This window comes from Lentibacter sp., from assembly GCF_965657785.1.
Classification (GTDB): domain Bacteria; phylum Pseudomonadota; class Alphaproteobacteria; order Rhodobacterales; family Rhodobacteraceae; genus Lentibacter.
On record NZ_CBFHPP010000015.1, the window covers coordinates 38,730 to 53,824 of the forward strand.

Sequence of the window (15,095 nt, forward strand, 5' to 3'; positions counted from 1 at the left end):
CCCGCTTTGCGCCACACTGGGCACAAGCGACAAAAGGCAGGCAGAGCATGGCATATTTAGGCGTAGACACCTCCCTCACAGGGCGCAAATGGCTCGGACCAACCGTCGAGCTTGAGCGCGCCGCCGAACAGATCGTCCAAGACACAGACCTGCCCCGCGCGCTGGCGCAGGTGCTTGCGCGCCGTGGCGTCTCCCCCCAAGAGGCGGCAAGCTTCCTCGCGCCCCAGCTGCGCGAGCTGATGCCAGACCCGCGCTCCCTGAAAGATATGGAAACAGCCTCCGCCCGTATCGTCGCTGCCCTACAGGCCCGCGAACGCGTGGCTGTCTTTGCCGATTACGATGTCGACGGCGCAACCTCTGCCACGCTTCTGCTCGACTGGTTCCGCGCTTTGGGCCATGACGCGACGCTCTATGTCCCTGATCGGATTGATGAAGGCTACGGCCCCAACGCCCCCGCGATGGAGAGGCTGGCGCGCGACCATTCGCTCATCATCTGTGTCGATTGCGGCACGCTCAGCCACGAGGCCCTCGCCGCCGCGACTGGCACAGATATCATTGTGCTCGATCACCACCTCGGCGGCGAAACGCTCCCGCCCGCCTTGGCCGTGGTCAATCCGAACCGCCAAGACGAAACAGGCGACCTCGCCCATCTCTGCGCCGCCGCCGTGGTCTTTCTCACACTGGTCGATGCCGGCCGCGTGCTGCGCGAAGCGGGCCGCAAAACCCCCGACCTCATTGCCATGCTCGATCTCGTCGCCCTTGGCACAGTGGCCGATGTCGCTCCGCTGATTGGCGTCAACCGCGCCTTTGTGGTGCAGGGCCTCAAGATCATGGCCCGCCGCGCGCGCATTGGCCTTGTCGCGCTCTCGGATGTGGGCCGCCTTGATACCGCGCCCAAAGCCTATCACCTCGGCTTCGTCCTCGGCCCGCGGATCAACGCAGGCGGGCGGATCGGCCAGGCCGATCTGGGCGCGCGCCTGCTCTCCTGCCGCGACCCGCATGAAGCCAGCGCGCTCGCGGAAAAGCTTGATATGCTCAACTCCGAGCGCCGCGCAATCGAAGAAGAGGTGCGTGCCGCCGCCCTCGCCCAAGCCGAAGAGCGCGGCTTTGACGCCCCCCTCGTCTGGGCCGCGGGCGAAGGCTGGCACGCGGGCGTTGTCGGCATTGTCGCCTCCCGCCTCAAAGAGGCCACAGGCCGCCCCGCTGTCGTGATCGGCTTTGACGGCGACGAGGGCAAAGGCTCTGGCCGCTCGGTCTCGGGCATTGACCTTGGCGCAAGCATCCAGCGCCTCGCCATGGACGGCATGATCGAAAAAGGCGGCGGACATAAAATGGCCGCTGGCCTCTCGCTCAGCCGCGCCCAGCTTGAGCCGGCCATGGCCCGCCTCTCGGAGCTGCTCGACAAACAAGGCGCAGGCGCGCTCGGCCCGTCCGATCTCAAACTTGACGGCGCGCTGATGCCGGGTGCGGCCAGTCAGGAGCTCGTTGAGCAGCTTGACGACGCAGGGCCCTATGGGGCCTCCGCCGCTGGCCCGCGCTTTGCCTTTCCCGACTGCATGATCCACTTCGCCAAAGAGATCGGCACGGGGCACCTCAAGCTCACCTTCTCCGACGGCACAGGCCCCCGCCTTGAGGCCATCGCCTTTGGCGCCTTTGATACGGCCCTCGGCCCTGCCCTGCAGAATCACGGCGGCGCACGGTTTCACCTTGCGGGGCGGCTCGAGCTGAACACATGGCAAGGGCGCACCAGCGTCCAGCTACGCCTTGACGATGCCGCACCCGCCCACTGAAGGCCAAGTTTTACACCGCACAAAAAAAATTGAAAAAGAGCGCAAATTTCTGCTTGCGAAGCGAAGCCACATTCCATATTACCCGCCTCACGGCTGGTTATGCCCCGTTCGTCTATCGGTTAGGACGTCAGGTTTTCAACCTGAAAAGAGGGGTTCGACTCCCCTACGGGGTACCACAGCTTTCTTTCGGGAAAGCAGTTACGGCATACCAGCAATCGCCGAGATGGGAAAAAGAATAGAAAGCGCTTCCGCTTTCCCAAGCCCTCTCTGCCCGCGATCACAATCACGTTCCCCCCTTGGCAAAGCCCGCAATCAGGCCCACATTCCCCCAAGACGCGACAGCAGGGAAATACAGCCATGAGCTATCACAAATCTCCAGAGGCCCTCGCCGCCCTCACCGACGAAGAGCGCTTCGTCACCCAAGAGAGCGGCACAGAGCGGCCCTTTACAGGCAAGTATAACAACCACTTCGAGGCTGGGCTTTATGTGGATATCGTTTCGGGCGAGCCGCTCTTTGCCTCGGCCCAAAAGTTCGAATCAGGCTGCGGCTGGCCAAGCTTTGCCAAGCCCGTCGAGCCTGCCAATATCGAGGAGCTGCGCGATGTGACCCACGGTATGATCCGCACAGAAGTGCGCTCGGCCCATGGCGACAGCCACCTCGGCCATGTGTTCCCAGATGGCCCCCGCGAGATGGGCGGGCTGCGCTATTGCATCAATTCTGCCAGCTTGCGCTTTGTTCCAAAAGACGAAATGGAAGCCGAAGGCTATGGCGCCTATCTCACCCAAGTGGAGGACGTAACATGAAAACCGAAACCGCAACACTCGCCGGCGGCTGCTTTTGGGGGATGCAAGACCTGATCCGCAAAATGGACGGCGTGATCAGCACCCGCGTGGGCTATACAGGCGGCGATGTGGAGAATGCCACCTACAAAAACCACGGCACCCACGCCGAGGGAATCGAGGTTGTGTATAACCCCGAAAAGCTCAGCTATCGCAGGCTCTTGGAGTTCTTCTTTCAGATCCATGATCCGACCACAGAAAACCGCCAAGGCAATGACCGTGGGATGTCCTACCGCTCCGCGATCTACTACGCTGATGAGGCCCAAAAAGCCGTTGCCCTTGACACAATCGCTGACGTCAACGCCTCTGGCCTCTGGCCTGATCGCGTCGTCACCGAGCTTGAACCCGTGAGCGCCTTCTGGGAGGCCGAACCCGAGCACCAAGACTATCTGGAACGGATTCCAAACGGTTACACCTGCCACTTCATCCGCCCCGACTGGGTCTTGCCCAAGCGCGCGGCAGCGGAATAGGCGTTAACCTCTCGGTCATAAATCTTCGCGCAGAGGTTGATTAATTTGCGCCACCTATCTGATATAAAATGACTTTATGCCTCTTTGATGGTGCCTTTTTTGCTTGATTGACAACCGCCCCAGCGCAATCAAAGCTGGGGCAACCCACTGCACAGGAGCCGTCCATGCCGCATCCGCTTCTCACCCAAGAGATGATCGACACCTACCAGCGCGACGGGGTCATCGTCATTCGCGGTCTCTTCAAGGACCACGTCGACACCCTGCGCAAAGGCGTTGAACGCAATATGGCCGAGCCGGGGCCATTCGCCTCCGAAAACAAGAAAGACGGCGAAACAGGCCGCTTCTTTGATGATTATTGTAACTGGCAGCGGATTCCCGAGTTTGCCGAGGTAATCAAAGCCTCCCCCGCCGCCGAAGTCGCCGCCGACCTCATGGGCAGCCAGAGCACACAGGTGTTTCACGACCACGTTCTCGTCAAAGAACCGGGCACCTCCATGGCCACGCCTTGGCACACCGACGGGCCGTATTACTTTGTGGACGGCGCGCAAAACGTCAGCTTCTGGTCGCCGCTTGACCCTGTCAAAGACGCCGCCCTACGCTGCGTTGCAGGCAGCCATGCTTGGGAAAAGCCAGTGATGCCAATGCGTTGGGTCGCAAACGAAAGCTATTTTCCCAACAAGGACGATTATATGCCCGTCCCCGACCCCGAGGCCGAGGGCATGGACATCCGCGAATGGGAAATGGCGCCCGGCGATGCCGTCGCCTTCAACTACGCGATTCTGCACGGCGCCCGCGGCAACACAAGCCAGACCCGCCGCCGCGCCTTTTCGCTGCGTCTTCTCGGCGATGATGCGCGCTATGTGCAGCGCCCCGGCCCGACCTCGCCGCCCTTCCCCGAGCATGGCATGAGCCAAGGCGAGCGCCTGCGCGAAGACTGGTTCCCCGTGATCTATCGCCGCTAAAGAACAGGCACGGGGCGGGGGGCAAACGCCGTCCGCCCAAGGCAACACAAAACGAAACACTGGCTATCCTGCGCAAATTGATTCACACTTTCCTCAAAACGGAAACACCGAATTGACCGAGACAGACAGGCAAAGGATCAGGCCCATAAGCGTTCAAGGCCCCAAACAGCTCCCCATCGCTCTCAAAGGCGCACATAAGACCGATGTGCGCAGCCAGTTTGCCGCGCTTTGCTACCGCATCCGCAAAGGCGAGCCCGAAGTCCTCCTGATCACCTCGCGTGGCTCCCAGCGCTGGATCATCCCCAAGGGCTGGCCCATGCACGCCAAAAAGCCCGCCGATGCCGCCCTGCAAGAAGCCTGGGAAGAGGCAGGCGTCAAGGGCAAGGCCTATGACCGCTGCTTGGGGCTGTTTTCTTACAAAAAAGACATCGGCCAGAGCCAGCCTATGCCCTGTATTGCCCTCGTCTACCCTGTCCATGTGAGCAGGCTGGAAACAGATTTCCCCGAAAAAGGCGAACGCCGGCGCAAATGGTTCCGCCTCAAAAAGGCCGCAGGCAAGGTCGCCGAACCCGAACTCAAGAAAATCCTGAAGACATTTGATCCCCGCCTGCTCTCGCCCTAAGCTTGCACGCGCCACAGGATGGCTTATCTAAAGACTTGGAATATCAAAGGACCGCGATGATCAGTTTCTCGCTCAAATGCGCCGATGGCCACAGCTTTGACAGCTGGTTTCAGTCCTCTGAAGCCTTTGAAAAGCTGCAGGCCACAGGCATGGTCTCTTGCGCGGTCTGCGGCAGTTCCAATGTGCAAAAGTCGCTCATGGCCCCGCGCGTCAGCACGGGGATCTCGCGGGCAGACACGGGCACAGGCACAGACAAGAACAGCAAAGGCGCGCTCTCACAGCCCGCCCACCCCGCCGAGCAGGCCTTGGCCGAGATGCGCAAGAAAGTTGAGGCCAACTCCGAATATGTCGGCCCCAAATTTGCCGCCGAGGCCCGCAAAATGCACTTGGGCGACGCGCCCGAGCGCGCCATCTACGGCGAAGCCAAAATGGAAGACGCCAAAAAACTGATCGAAGACGGCGTGCCCGTCCTGCCCCTGCCCTTCAAGCCGAACCGGAGAACAAATTGAGCCATATCCTCATCACAGGTGCCAATCGCGGCATTGGCGCGCGCCTCGCCGAGCTTTACACCGTCACAGGCGACACCGTCACCGCCACCGCCCGCAGCGGCGATGGCTACGCCGCCCTTGATGTGACAAACCCAGCCAGCGTTAAAGCCCTCGCCAGCGCCATGTCTGATGACACCGTTGATCTCCTGATCTGCAACGCAGGCGTCTACCCCGACAAAGGCCAGACGCTGGAAGACGGCTACCCAAGCGATATGTGGGCCGAGACCTTCGCCACCAATGTCACAGGCGTGTTTCTCACGGTGCAGGCCTTCCTGCCCCATCTGATGCGCGCCGAGGCCCCCAAAATCGCGATCCTCTCCAGCCAAATGGGCAGCGATACAAAGGCCCCCGGCGGCAGCTATATCTACCGAAGCTCAAAGGCCGCCGCGCTCAACCTCGCGCGCAATCTGGCCGCTGATCTCGCCCCCGAAGGCGTCGCCGTCGGCGCCTATCACCCGGGCTGGGTGCGCACCGATATGGGCGGCACGGGCGGCGATATTGATGTGGCCCAAAGCGCCGAAGGGCTGATCCGCGAGTTTGACGCGCTCAGCCTTGCGACAACAGGCTGCTTTCGCACATGGGATGGCCGCGACCACCCCTATTGAGCCACCCCAAATTTCGCCCCCGAAATTTGCAGCGAAATTCCAATTTTCGCCCCACCCCTGCGACCATCACACCCTTGCGTGTGCACGCCCAAGCGATTAAACCGCGCCGAACGCAACTCGTGAGGCCTCCTATGCCCGTTCTGGTGATGAAATTCGGCGGCACATCTGTCGCCAACCTTGACCGCATCCGCCGCGCCGCCAAGCGCGTGGGCGTCGAAGTGGCCAAAGGCTATGATGTGATCGTGATTGTCTCGGCCATGTCAGGCAAGACAAACGAACTGGTCGGCTGGGTCAACGAGACCTCCCCGCTCTATGACGCGCGCGAATATGACGCCGTGGTCAGCTCGGGCGAAAACGTCACAGCAGGCCTCATGGCCCTCACATTGCAAGAAATGGACATTCCCGCCCGCTCTTGGCAGGGCTGGCAAGTGCCGGTGCAAACCACATCGGCCCATGCCTCTGCGCGGATTGAAGACATCCCCCCCGCCAATATCGAGGCGAAGTTCGCTGAGGGTATGCGCGTGGCCGTGGTCGCAGGCTTCCAAGGCGTCAGCCCCGAGGGCCGCATCACAACGCTGGGCCGTGGCGGCTCTGATACCACAGCCGTCGCCTTCGCCGCCGCCTTCGGGGCCGAGCGCTGCGATATTTATACAGACGTTGATGGCGTCTACACGACAGATCCCCGCATCTCGTCCAAGGCGCGCAAGCTTGACAAAATCGCCTTTGAAGAAATGCTCGAGCTGGCCTCCCTTGGGGCCAAAGTGCTGCAAACCCGCTCTGTCGAGCTGGCTATGCGCTTTAAGGTTAAGCTCAGGGTTCTGAGTTCATTTGAAGAACAATCCGACGAAGCGGGCACGCTCGTTTGCGATGAGGAGGAAGTTATGGAAAACCGTCCCGTATCAGGTATCGCCTATTCCCGCGATGAAGCCAAAATGACATTGCTCTCGGTGGCTGACCGCCCGGGCATTGCCGCCGCCATTTTTGGCCCGCTGTCCGAGGCGGGCATCAACGTCGATATGATCATTCAGAACATAGCCGAAGACGGGCGCACCGATATGACCTTCTCCTGCCCCACCGAGCAGGTGGCGCGCGCCGAAAAGGCGATGGAAGAGGCCAAAACAAGCGGCGCAATCAACTATCACAACCTTGTTGCCGACACAGATGTGGCCAAAGTTTCGGCTGTTGGCATCGGGATGCGCAGCCAGTCAGGCGTCGCCGCGACCATGTTCAAAACACTGTCCGATGAAGGCATCAACATTAAAGTTATTGCGACATCTGAAATTAAGATTTCCGTGTTGATTGACAGGAAATACATGGAACTCGCTGTTCAGGCGCTGCATGATGCGTTTGAGCTTGAGAAAGCGGCCTGAGATTCTGCCTTGGGCCAGATAAGACAAGGCCCGTTTTGATATGACTGATGCACAAGACCTGATCAAAACAGACAGCCGGCAGATGCTGGGCCGTTTGCGCGGGGTTATGGCAGAAGACAGCGCGGGTCAGGCGCGGCTGGACACGATCACCAAGCTGATCGCCGAAGAAATGCACTCCGAGGTCTGCTCGGTCTATCTGTTTCGCGATGAAGACACGCTCGAGCTTTGTGCCACAGAGGGGCTGAAGCCTGAGTCGGTGCACCAGACCCGCCTGAAAATCGGCGAGGGCCTTGTCGGCCTCGTGGCGCGCAAAGGCCAGCGAATCAACACGCCCGACGCCCCCTCAGAGCGCGGCTTTCGGTTTATGCCGGAGACCGGCGAAGAGATTTACTCAAGCTTCCTCGGCGTTCCGATCCAGCGCCTTGGCGAAAAGCTCGGGGTGCTTGTGGTCCAGACCAAAGACGCCCGCGAATTTGCCGGTGAAGAGGTCGACGCGCTCGAAGTTGTCGCCATGGTTCTGGCCGAAATGGCCGAGCTTGGCGCTTTTGTTGGCGAAGGCGCGGCGCTCTCGGCGCGCCACACCCAGCCTGTGCTGGTGCGCGGCGCGACTGGTCAGGAAGGCGCGGCTGAGGGCCACGTCTGGCTGCATGAGCCCCGCGTTGTGGTGACAAACCCGATCGCCGAAGACCCGCACCGCGAATTCGAGCGCCTCAGAGAGGCCGTCGAAGAGCTGCGTGTCGGGGTTGATAAAATGCTCGCAGGCGCGCGCGGCGGCGGCAAGGAGCAGCTCGATGTGCTCGAAGCCTACCGTATGTTTGCCAACTCCAAAGGCTGGATGAGCCGCATGGAGCAAGACATCGGCCGCGGTCTTTCGGCGGAAGCCGCCGTTGAGAAAGAGCAGTCCACCGCCCGCGCCCGTATGCAGCAGGTCACCGACGCCTACCTGCGCGAGCGCCTGCATGATCTGGATGATCTGTCCAACCGCCTCCTGCGCATCCTGACAGGCCAAGGCCTTGAAACAGGGGCAGAAATGCCGCCTGATCCAGTCTTGATCGCGCGCAACATTGGGCCTGCCGAACTGCTAGATTATGGCCGTTCACTAAAGGCCATCGTGCTCGAAGAAGGCTCCGTCGGCAGCCACGCAGCCATTGTTGCCCGCGCGCTGGCGATCCCGCTGATCATTCATGCCAGCCGCATCACCACCGAGGCGCTCAACGGCGATCATATCATGGTCGACGGCGACCAAGGTGTGGCGCACTTGCGGCCCGATGATACGGTCGTGGCGGCCTTCCGCGACAAGATCGCCATGCAGGCCCAAGCCCAGGAGCGCTATACTTCCATCAGGGAAAAACCCGCCACAAGCCTTGACGGGCAGACTATCGCCCTCACGATGAACGCTGGCCTGATGGCCGATCTGCCTTCGCTTGACAGCTCTGGCGCCCAAGGCGTCGGCCTGTTTCGCACCGAGCTTCAGTTCCTCGTGCGCAACCAGATGCCGCGCCGCTCCGAGCTTTCGGCGCTCTACGCCCGCGTTCTAGACGCCGCCCAAGGCAAGCGCGTGGTGTTTCGCACGCTTGATATCGGCTCGGACAAAGTCCTGCCCTATATGAAGCCCAACGACGAGCCAAACCCGGCGCTTGGCTGGCGCGCAATCCGCGTGGGGCTGGACAAGCCCGGCATTATGCGGATGCAGTTGCAAGCGCTCCTGCGCGCTGCCAATGGCAGGCCCTTAACTGTTATGTTCCCTTTCGTGGCACAGTTTGAGGAATACCGCGCCGCACGCGTTGAGATGGACAAGGCCTTGGCGCGCGAGCGCGCGCTCGGCCACGCCCTGCCCGCAACGCTCGAAATCGGCGCCATGCTCGAAACACCCTCGCTTGCTTTCGCGCCTGACAAGTTCTTTGACGAGGTCGATTTCCTCTCTATCGGTGGCAATGATCTCAAGCAGTTTTTCTTTGCAGCCGACCGCGAAAACGAACGCGTCCGCCGCCGCTATGACACGCTCAATGTGAGCTTTCTCACTTTCCTTGAAGGCATCGTAAAGCGCTGCAACGCCTCGGGCACAGCCCTGAGCTTTTGTGGCGAAGACGCGGGCCGCCCGCTGGAGGCGGTTTGCCTCGCCGCCATCGGGCTGCGCAGCCTTTCCATGCGCCCCGCCTCCATCGGCCCTGTCAAAAGCCTTTTGCGCCGTGTTGATCTCGGGGCCATAAAAGCGCTCATCGAAGCCGCCGCCGAAGACGGCCAGCAGTCTGTGCGCCCCGCCGTTGTCGAATATCTGCGCCGTCTGAATTGAGGCTTTGCGCCGTGCTTCGCACGTCGCCCGGGGCCGCCCTACGGGCGGCCAGGATTTATGCCTTCGGCGAGGATATTTTTAGAAAGAAAAAGACAGGCAGCCTGAGGCTCAGCCCTGTTTGAGAGCCGCCCGAAAGCGCGCCAGCATCTCGTCATGAGAGATATCGGCCCTGATCGCCAGACGGCGCAGCCCGAAATGCACATGGGCGATATCCTGATAGTAGCTTGTGTAAGCGTAATTCGTCGCCGCCCCCGCCGCCGCGCCTAAGACAGGCACAGTCTGGGCCGCAAGTTTCTGCCCCAAAACCACCGAGAGCCGCGGCGCAATCCGCGCAATCAGCCCGCTCACCGCCGCACCAGTCACCATAAGTCGCGTCGAGATAAACGCCAGATCGGCCCCGTCATCCGCCTCCAGCGGCCCTGCCACGGCAAAGACGGTGATACAGTCGTATTTGACGGCAGCCTCGCGGGTGTCAAAGCCATGCGCCTCGGCAATGGTCTGGATGGCGCGCAACAGAACCGTTGTGGTGACAGGCAGCTCGGCCAAGGCCGAGGGCAGCCCGCCAAAGCCGCCCGCCGCGCCCATCGCCGTTGTGAGCGCGCGTGTCATCCAGCTCGGCTCACCCGCCACAGCTTGTCGCGAGCGGCTGGCGGCCGCAAGCGCAAGTTCCAGCGCGCGCTTTGTCTGCGCCTCAAGCCCGTTACGCACAGGCGTTGGCAGCCGCTCCAGCAGCCCGTCGGCTTGCCCGCCGACCTGATTGAGCAAATCAATCACCAGCCCGCCTGCGCCCCTATAGCGGCGCGCCAAAGCGCTCAGCTCGGCCTCGACTTCAGCCTCAGGCAGCGGCGCGCCCAGAATTTCAATACCATAGCTCATAGATAAGAGATCGGGCACGGGGGCGGCTTTTTCAAGCGTCCTTCTCTACTTTCCCGCCTATGCCCTGCCAAGCCCCCGCCACAAGCTCATAACCCAAGACCCTTGCAGGGTTGGTTGGCGGCGGCATTTCCACCCCCGCAAGCGGCGTAAAGCCAAAGCGCGCATAATAGGGCGCATCGCCCACCAGCATGACCCGCGCCCAGCCGGTCTCGCCCGCCTTGGCAAGGCTCTGGCGAATGAGCAGCCCGCCCACGCCCTCGCCCTGACGGGTCGGGTGCACTGCCACAGGGCCAAGGAGCAGGGCCGACAGGCGCGGCGCGCCCACGGTCTTGACACGCACAGGCCAATAGCGGATCGCCCCCGCCAGCTCGCCAAACTCGTCGCGCGCCACATGGCTCAACCCCGCCACAGGCGCCACACCCTCGCGCAAGCGATAGGACGACAAGCCCTCACGCCCCGGCGCAAAGCACAGGTCATAAAGTGTTTCCACTTCCCAGCCTTCCTCGGGCGTCTCTGGGCGTAGCGTGATCACGCGGTGCAATCTCCTTTGCGCTGGAAACGCCCCTAACACGCCGCTATGCACGGGGCAAATACTGCAAAGGAGCACGCGCAATGTTTTTCCGCCCAGAAGATGGCCACGGCCTGCCGCACAATCCGTTTAACGCCCTGATTGTTCCCCGTCCGATCGCCTGGATCTCGACGCGCGGCAGCGCTGGCGTCGACAATCTTGCGCCCTATTCTTTCTTTTCGGGCGCGGCCTATGAGCCGCCACAGGTTATGTTTGCCTCCACAGGCGTGAAGGAAGACCGCGACGGCACAAAAGACACGCTCGCCAACATCCGCGAAAGCGGCGTCTTTTGTGTCAACCTCGTGGAAGAGGCCGCAACCGATGCGATGAACGCCAGCTCGCAGACTTTGGCCGCAGGTGTGTCGGAGTTTGATCACGCAGGTCTGACACGTGCTGACTGTGAAACGATTGCCTGCGCCCGCCTTGACGGCGCGCCGGCCTCCATGGAGTGCAAGCTTGTCGACATTCACAAAAGCCGTGGCGCCGCCAATTATGTGGTGATTGGCGAAGTCACAGGCATCCATCTGCGCGATGACTGCATGGTCGATGGCAAGTTTGACGCGACCCGTTTTACCCCGCTCGCCCGCATGGGCTATCGCGAGTATACACAGGTGCGCACGGTCTTTGAGCTTTCGCGCCCTGACGATTGAAGCAAAACGCCCGACAGACCAAGACTGACACAAACTGACCCCGACAGACCAAGACGATCTGAGCCAAGCAGGCAAATACGACACGCTTTGGTCGAAAACCTGCTTGCGCTCCAGCCTGCCCCTGCAATGGTAAAGCCAATATGCGCCTTCTTGTCTCCTTCGCCGCCCTGTTTTTGTCAGTGGCGCTTTTGCAGCTCTCCACGGGCGGTGTTGGCCCGCTGGACGCGCTCTCCGGGATCGCGCTCGGCTTTTCACGCGCCGAGATCGGCTTGCTCGGCTCGGCGCATTTTCTGGGGTTCTTTATCGGCTGCTGGTGGGCGCCCCGCCTTATGGGCACAGTCGGCCACAGCCGCGCCTTTGCGGCGTTTACAGCCCTCGGTGCGATTGCGCTTCTGGCGCATTATATTGTCATAGGCCCCTATGCTTGGGCGCTGATGCGCGTGGCCTCGGGCCTCTGCGTGGCGGGCTGCTATACTGTGATCGAGGCCTGGCTGCAGGCCAAAGTCACCAATGAAACCCGCGGCCGCACCATGGGCGTCTACCGCATCGTCGATATGAGCGGCTCCCTCTTCAGCCAGCTCCTGATCGGCTTTCTCGCCCCGGCGCATTATATGTCTTACTCGATCTTGGCCATTCTCTGCTGCGCCGCGCTGCTGCCGCTCACCCTCACAACAGCCACCCAGCCCGAAACACCAGATGCACCGCGCCTGCGCCCGATGCTGGCGGTGAGCCGCTCGCCCCTCGCGGCGGTCGGCGTGGTCGTCGCCGCGCTCAGCTCGGCCTCGTTTCGCATGGTCGGTCCGGTCTATGGCCAAGACGTCGGCCTCGAAGTCACCCAGATCGCAACCTTTCTGGCCGCCTTCGTGCTTGGCGGCGCGCTCGCGCAATACCCCGTCGGCTGGCTGGCGGATAAATACGACCGCCGCTGGGTGCTGATCTGGCTCTCCCTCGCCGCCATCCTCAGCTGCGCCTCAACCGCCCTGCTACAAGGCCTCACCACAACAGGCATCCTCATAAACGCAGCCTTCTTCGGCCTCACAACCTTCCCGATCTACTCGGTCGCCGCCGCCCACGCCCATGACTTCGCAACTTCCGAAGAGCGCGTCGAGCTCTCCGCCGCCCTGATGTTCTGGTTCGCCACAGGAGCCATAGCCGCCCCCCTCGCGGCCTCCTACCTGATGGACGCCTTCGGCCCTCCCGCCCTGTTCATCATGATCGCCCTCGGCCACGCCGGCCTCGCCGCCTTCGGCCTCGCCCGAATGCGCTCCCGCTCAAGCCCGACAGACCGCACCCCCTATATCTACGCCCCGCGCACCTCCTTCACCATCGGCCGCCTCCTCGGGCGCAGCCGCGACAAATCCTGACCCTTCCTCTTTCCAAAAATATCCCAGGGGGTGCGGGGGACAGCGTCCCCCGCTCAATCCTGTGGTGCGGGGACTGCTCTCCCGCCTGTCTCGTGGTGCGGGGGACCAGCCCTCGCTAAAGCCCCCCACTTCCCCCCTCGGTCGGATTTTCGCCAAGCGAAAATTCGAAACCTGTAGAACCCCGCGCCGCCTTGAGCTAAACACCGCCCAAAGCGCAAAACAAAGGCTCCCCAGATGGCACGTCACCTCATCACCTCGGCAATCCCCTACATCAACGGGATCAAACATCTGGGCAACCTTGTCGGCTCCCAACTCCCCGCCGATCTCTACGCCCGCTACTTGCGCCAGCGCGGCCATGAGGTGCTCTTCCTCTGCGCCACAGACGAACACGGAACCCCAGCCGAACTCGCCGCCGCCAAGGCTGGCAAGCCCGTCGCAGACTATTGCGCCGAGATGCATGATGTCCAAGCCAGGATCGCCGAGGGCTTCGGCCTCAGCTTTGATCACTTCGGCCGCTCCTCCAGCGCCCAAAACCACGCGCTCACCCAGCACTTCGCAGGCGCGCTCGCCCGCCAAGGCCTGATCAAGGAAGTCAGCGAAACCCAAATCTATTCCCAAGCCGATGGCCGCTTCCTGCCCGATCGCTACATCGAAGGCACCTGCCCCAATTGCGGCTTTGAAGATGCGCGCGGCGACCAATGCGACAATTGCACAAAACAGCTCGACCCAACCGACCTGATCAATCCGCGCTCCTCCGTCTCTGGCGCGACCGATCTGGAAGAGCGCGAAACCAAACACCTCTACCTCAAGCAATCCAACCTGCGCGACGATCTGCAAGCCTGGATCAACTCCAAGTCCGACTGGCCCGTCCTCACAACCTCGATTGCCAACAAATGGCTCAATGACGGCGACGGCCTGCAAGACCGCGGCATCACCCGCGATCTCAGCTGGGGCATCCCCGTCAAAAACGGCGAGAACGACTGGCCCGGCATGGAGGGCAAGGTCTTCTACGTCTGGTTTGATGCGCCAATCGAATATATCGCCTGCGCCCAAGAATGGGTCGATGCTGGCAAAGGCTCTGATTGGGAGCGCTGGTGGCGGACCGACAAAGGCGCTGATGATGTGACCTACACCCAGTTCATGGGCAAGGACAATGTCCCCTTCCACACGCTCTCTTTCCCCGCGACAATCTTGGGCTCGGGCGAGCCGTGGAAGCTTGTGGACTACATCAAAAGCTTCAACTACCTCAATTACGAAGGCGGCCAGTTCTCCACATCCCGTGGCCGTGGCGTCTTCATGGACCAAGCGCTGGAAATCCTGCCCGCTGACGTCTGGCGCTGGTGGCTGTTGTCCCACGCCCCCGAAAGCTCGGACGCCGAGTTCACATGGGAAAACTTCCAAGCCGCCGTCAACAAAGACCTCTCTGATGTCTTGGGCAATTTCGTCTCGCGCGTCACCAAATTCTGCCGCAGCAAGTTTGACGAGAGCGTGCCCAGCGCAGGCGCCTATGGCCCCGCCGAAGACGCCCTCATTGCCGATCTGACCAGCCGCATCCGCGCCTATGAGGGCCATATGGAAGCGATGGATGTGCGCAAATCCGCAGCCGAGCTGCGCGCCATCTGGGCCGCTGGCAACGAATATCTGCAAGAGGCCGCCCCGTGGTCGGTCTTCAAAGAAGACCCTGATCGCGCCGCCGCGCAAATCCGCCTCGCGCTCAACCTGATCCGCCTCTATGCGGTGCTCTCCGCGCCCTTTATCCCGACCACCTCCGCCAAGCTTTTTGTCGCGATGAACACGCTGGACACAAGCTGGCCCGAAGATGTGGCCGCCGCTCTGGGAAGCCTTGAGGCAGGTCATGGCTTCACAGTGCCAGACAATCTCTTCGCCAAGATCACAGATGAAGAGCGCGAAGACTGGGCCGCCAAATTCTCGGGCCGCCGCAGCTGACCCCCTTGACGCGGCCCGATCCTATCGCTTGATGCTGTGACAGAGGATCTCTGGCGCGCCCTCTCTTGTGCACAACCTCTGGCGTGCGGCCCCGCCAGTCCCAAGCCAGCCCAAAGCGCGCCCCGCCCCTGCGTCCCTCTTCCCCGCCACTCCCCTGCGCCTCCCCCCTTCCACCCTCCCCCCAAAAAAA

General features: G+C 61.8%; 14 protein-coding genes and 1 tRNA gene. 13 read left to right on the forward strand and 2 right to left on the reverse strand.

The genetic code is table 11. The features are described 5' to 3' along the window. Window positions 1–47 precede the first annotated feature (47 nt). From recJ to ptsP, 10 genes are all read left to right on the forward strand, one after another. Complete coding sequence (recJ, locus tag ACTF58_RS09905; RefSeq protein ID WP_438991814.1) at window positions 48–1,790, forward strand: single-stranded-DNA-specific exonuclease RecJ; 1,743 nt, start codon at window positions 48–50, stop codon at window positions 1,788–1,790. A gap of 101 nt (window positions 1,791–1,891) precedes the next feature. Next, window positions 1,892–1,966, forward strand: a tRNA-Glu gene (locus tag ACTF58_RS09910). A gap of 181 nt (window positions 1,967–2,147) precedes the next feature. After that, a complete protein-coding gene (gene msrB, locus ACTF58_RS09915; protein WP_438991815.1) occupies window positions 2,148–2,594 on the forward strand; it encodes a peptide-methionine (R)-S-oxide reductase MsrB in 447 nt (148 codons plus the stop codon). Continuing rightward, window positions 2,591–3,100, forward strand: a complete 510-nt coding sequence (gene msrA / locus ACTF58_RS09920) for a peptide-methionine (S)-S-oxide reductase MsrA (protein ID WP_438991816.1) — start codon at window positions 2,591–2,593, stop codon at window positions 3,098–3,100. Before msrB ends, msrA begins: the two co-directional genes overlap by 4 nt. A 164-nt stretch (window positions 3,101–3,264) precedes the next feature. Further along, window positions 3,265–4,062 carry a phytanoyl-CoA dioxygenase family protein gene (locus tag ACTF58_RS09925; protein ID WP_438991817.1) on the forward strand — a complete coding sequence of 266 codons (798 nt, stop codon included), beginning with the start codon at window positions 3,265–3,267 and terminating at the stop codon, window positions 4,060–4,062. 112 nt (window positions 4,063–4,174) lie between these two features. Beyond that, a complete protein-coding gene (locus ACTF58_RS09930) occupies window positions 4,175–4,684 on the forward strand; it encodes an NUDIX hydrolase (RefSeq protein WP_438991818.1) in 510 nt (169 codons plus the stop codon). A gap of 56 nt (window positions 4,685–4,740) precedes the next feature. Continuing rightward, on the forward strand, window positions 4,741–5,193 hold the full coding sequence (locus tag ACTF58_RS09935) for a DUF1178 family protein (protein WP_438991819.1): 453 nt from the start codon (window positions 4,741–4,743) through the stop codon (window positions 5,191–5,193). Continuing rightward, window positions 5,190–5,837, forward strand: coding sequence for an SDR family oxidoreductase (locus ACTF58_RS09940; RefSeq protein ID WP_438991820.1), 648 nt, complete (start codon window positions 5,190–5,192; stop codon window positions 5,835–5,837). The genes ACTF58_RS09935 and ACTF58_RS09940 overlap by 4 nt, the downstream gene beginning before the upstream one ends. Before the next feature lie 131 nt (window positions 5,838–5,968). Then, complete coding sequence (locus ACTF58_RS09945) at window positions 5,969–7,207, forward strand: aspartate kinase (protein WP_438991821.1); 1,239 nt, start codon at window positions 5,969–5,971, stop codon at window positions 7,205–7,207. A 40-nt stretch (window positions 7,208–7,247) separates the two neighbouring features. Further along, window positions 7,248–9,500: a phosphoenolpyruvate--protein phosphotransferase gene (gene ptsP, locus ACTF58_RS09950; RefSeq protein ID WP_438991822.1), complete on the forward strand. Its 2,253-nt coding sequence runs from the start codon at window positions 7,248–7,250 to the stop codon at window positions 9,498–9,500. A 108-nt stretch (window positions 9,501–9,608) separates the two neighbouring features. On the opposite strand, the gene ACTF58_RS09955 is transcribed toward ptsP, so the two are convergent. Both ACTF58_RS09955 and ACTF58_RS09960 read right to left on the reverse strand, forming a co-directional pair. After that, window positions 9,609–10,376, reverse strand: coding sequence for an EcsC family protein (locus ACTF58_RS09955; RefSeq protein WP_438991827.1), 768 nt, complete (start codon window positions 10,374–10,376; stop codon window positions 9,609–9,611). Window positions 10,377–10,407: 31 nt separating this feature from the next. Then, window positions 10,408–10,908, reverse strand: a complete 501-nt coding sequence (locus tag ACTF58_RS09960) for a GNAT family N-acetyltransferase (protein WP_438991823.1) — start codon at window positions 10,906–10,908, stop codon at window positions 10,408–10,410. Between the two features lie 80 nt (window positions 10,909–10,988). On the opposite strand from ACTF58_RS09960, the gene ACTF58_RS09965 reads away from it, so the two are divergent. From ACTF58_RS09965 to metG, 3 genes are all read left to right on the forward strand, one after another. Then, a complete protein-coding gene (locus ACTF58_RS09965; RefSeq protein ID WP_438991824.1) occupies window positions 10,989–11,594 on the forward strand; it encodes a flavin reductase family protein in 606 nt (201 codons plus the stop codon). A 140-nt stretch (window positions 11,595–11,734) separates the two neighbouring features. Continuing rightward, on the forward strand, window positions 11,735–12,958 hold the full coding sequence (locus ACTF58_RS09970; RefSeq protein ID WP_438991825.1) for an MFS transporter: 1,224 nt from the start codon (window positions 11,735–11,737) through the stop codon (window positions 12,956–12,958). Between the two features lie 234 nt (window positions 12,959–13,192). Further along, complete coding sequence (metG, locus tag ACTF58_RS09975; RefSeq protein WP_438991826.1) at window positions 13,193–14,905, forward strand: methionine--tRNA ligase; 1,713 nt, start codon at window positions 13,193–13,195, stop codon at window positions 14,903–14,905. The last annotated feature ends 190 nt before the right edge of the window (window positions 14,906–15,095 follow it).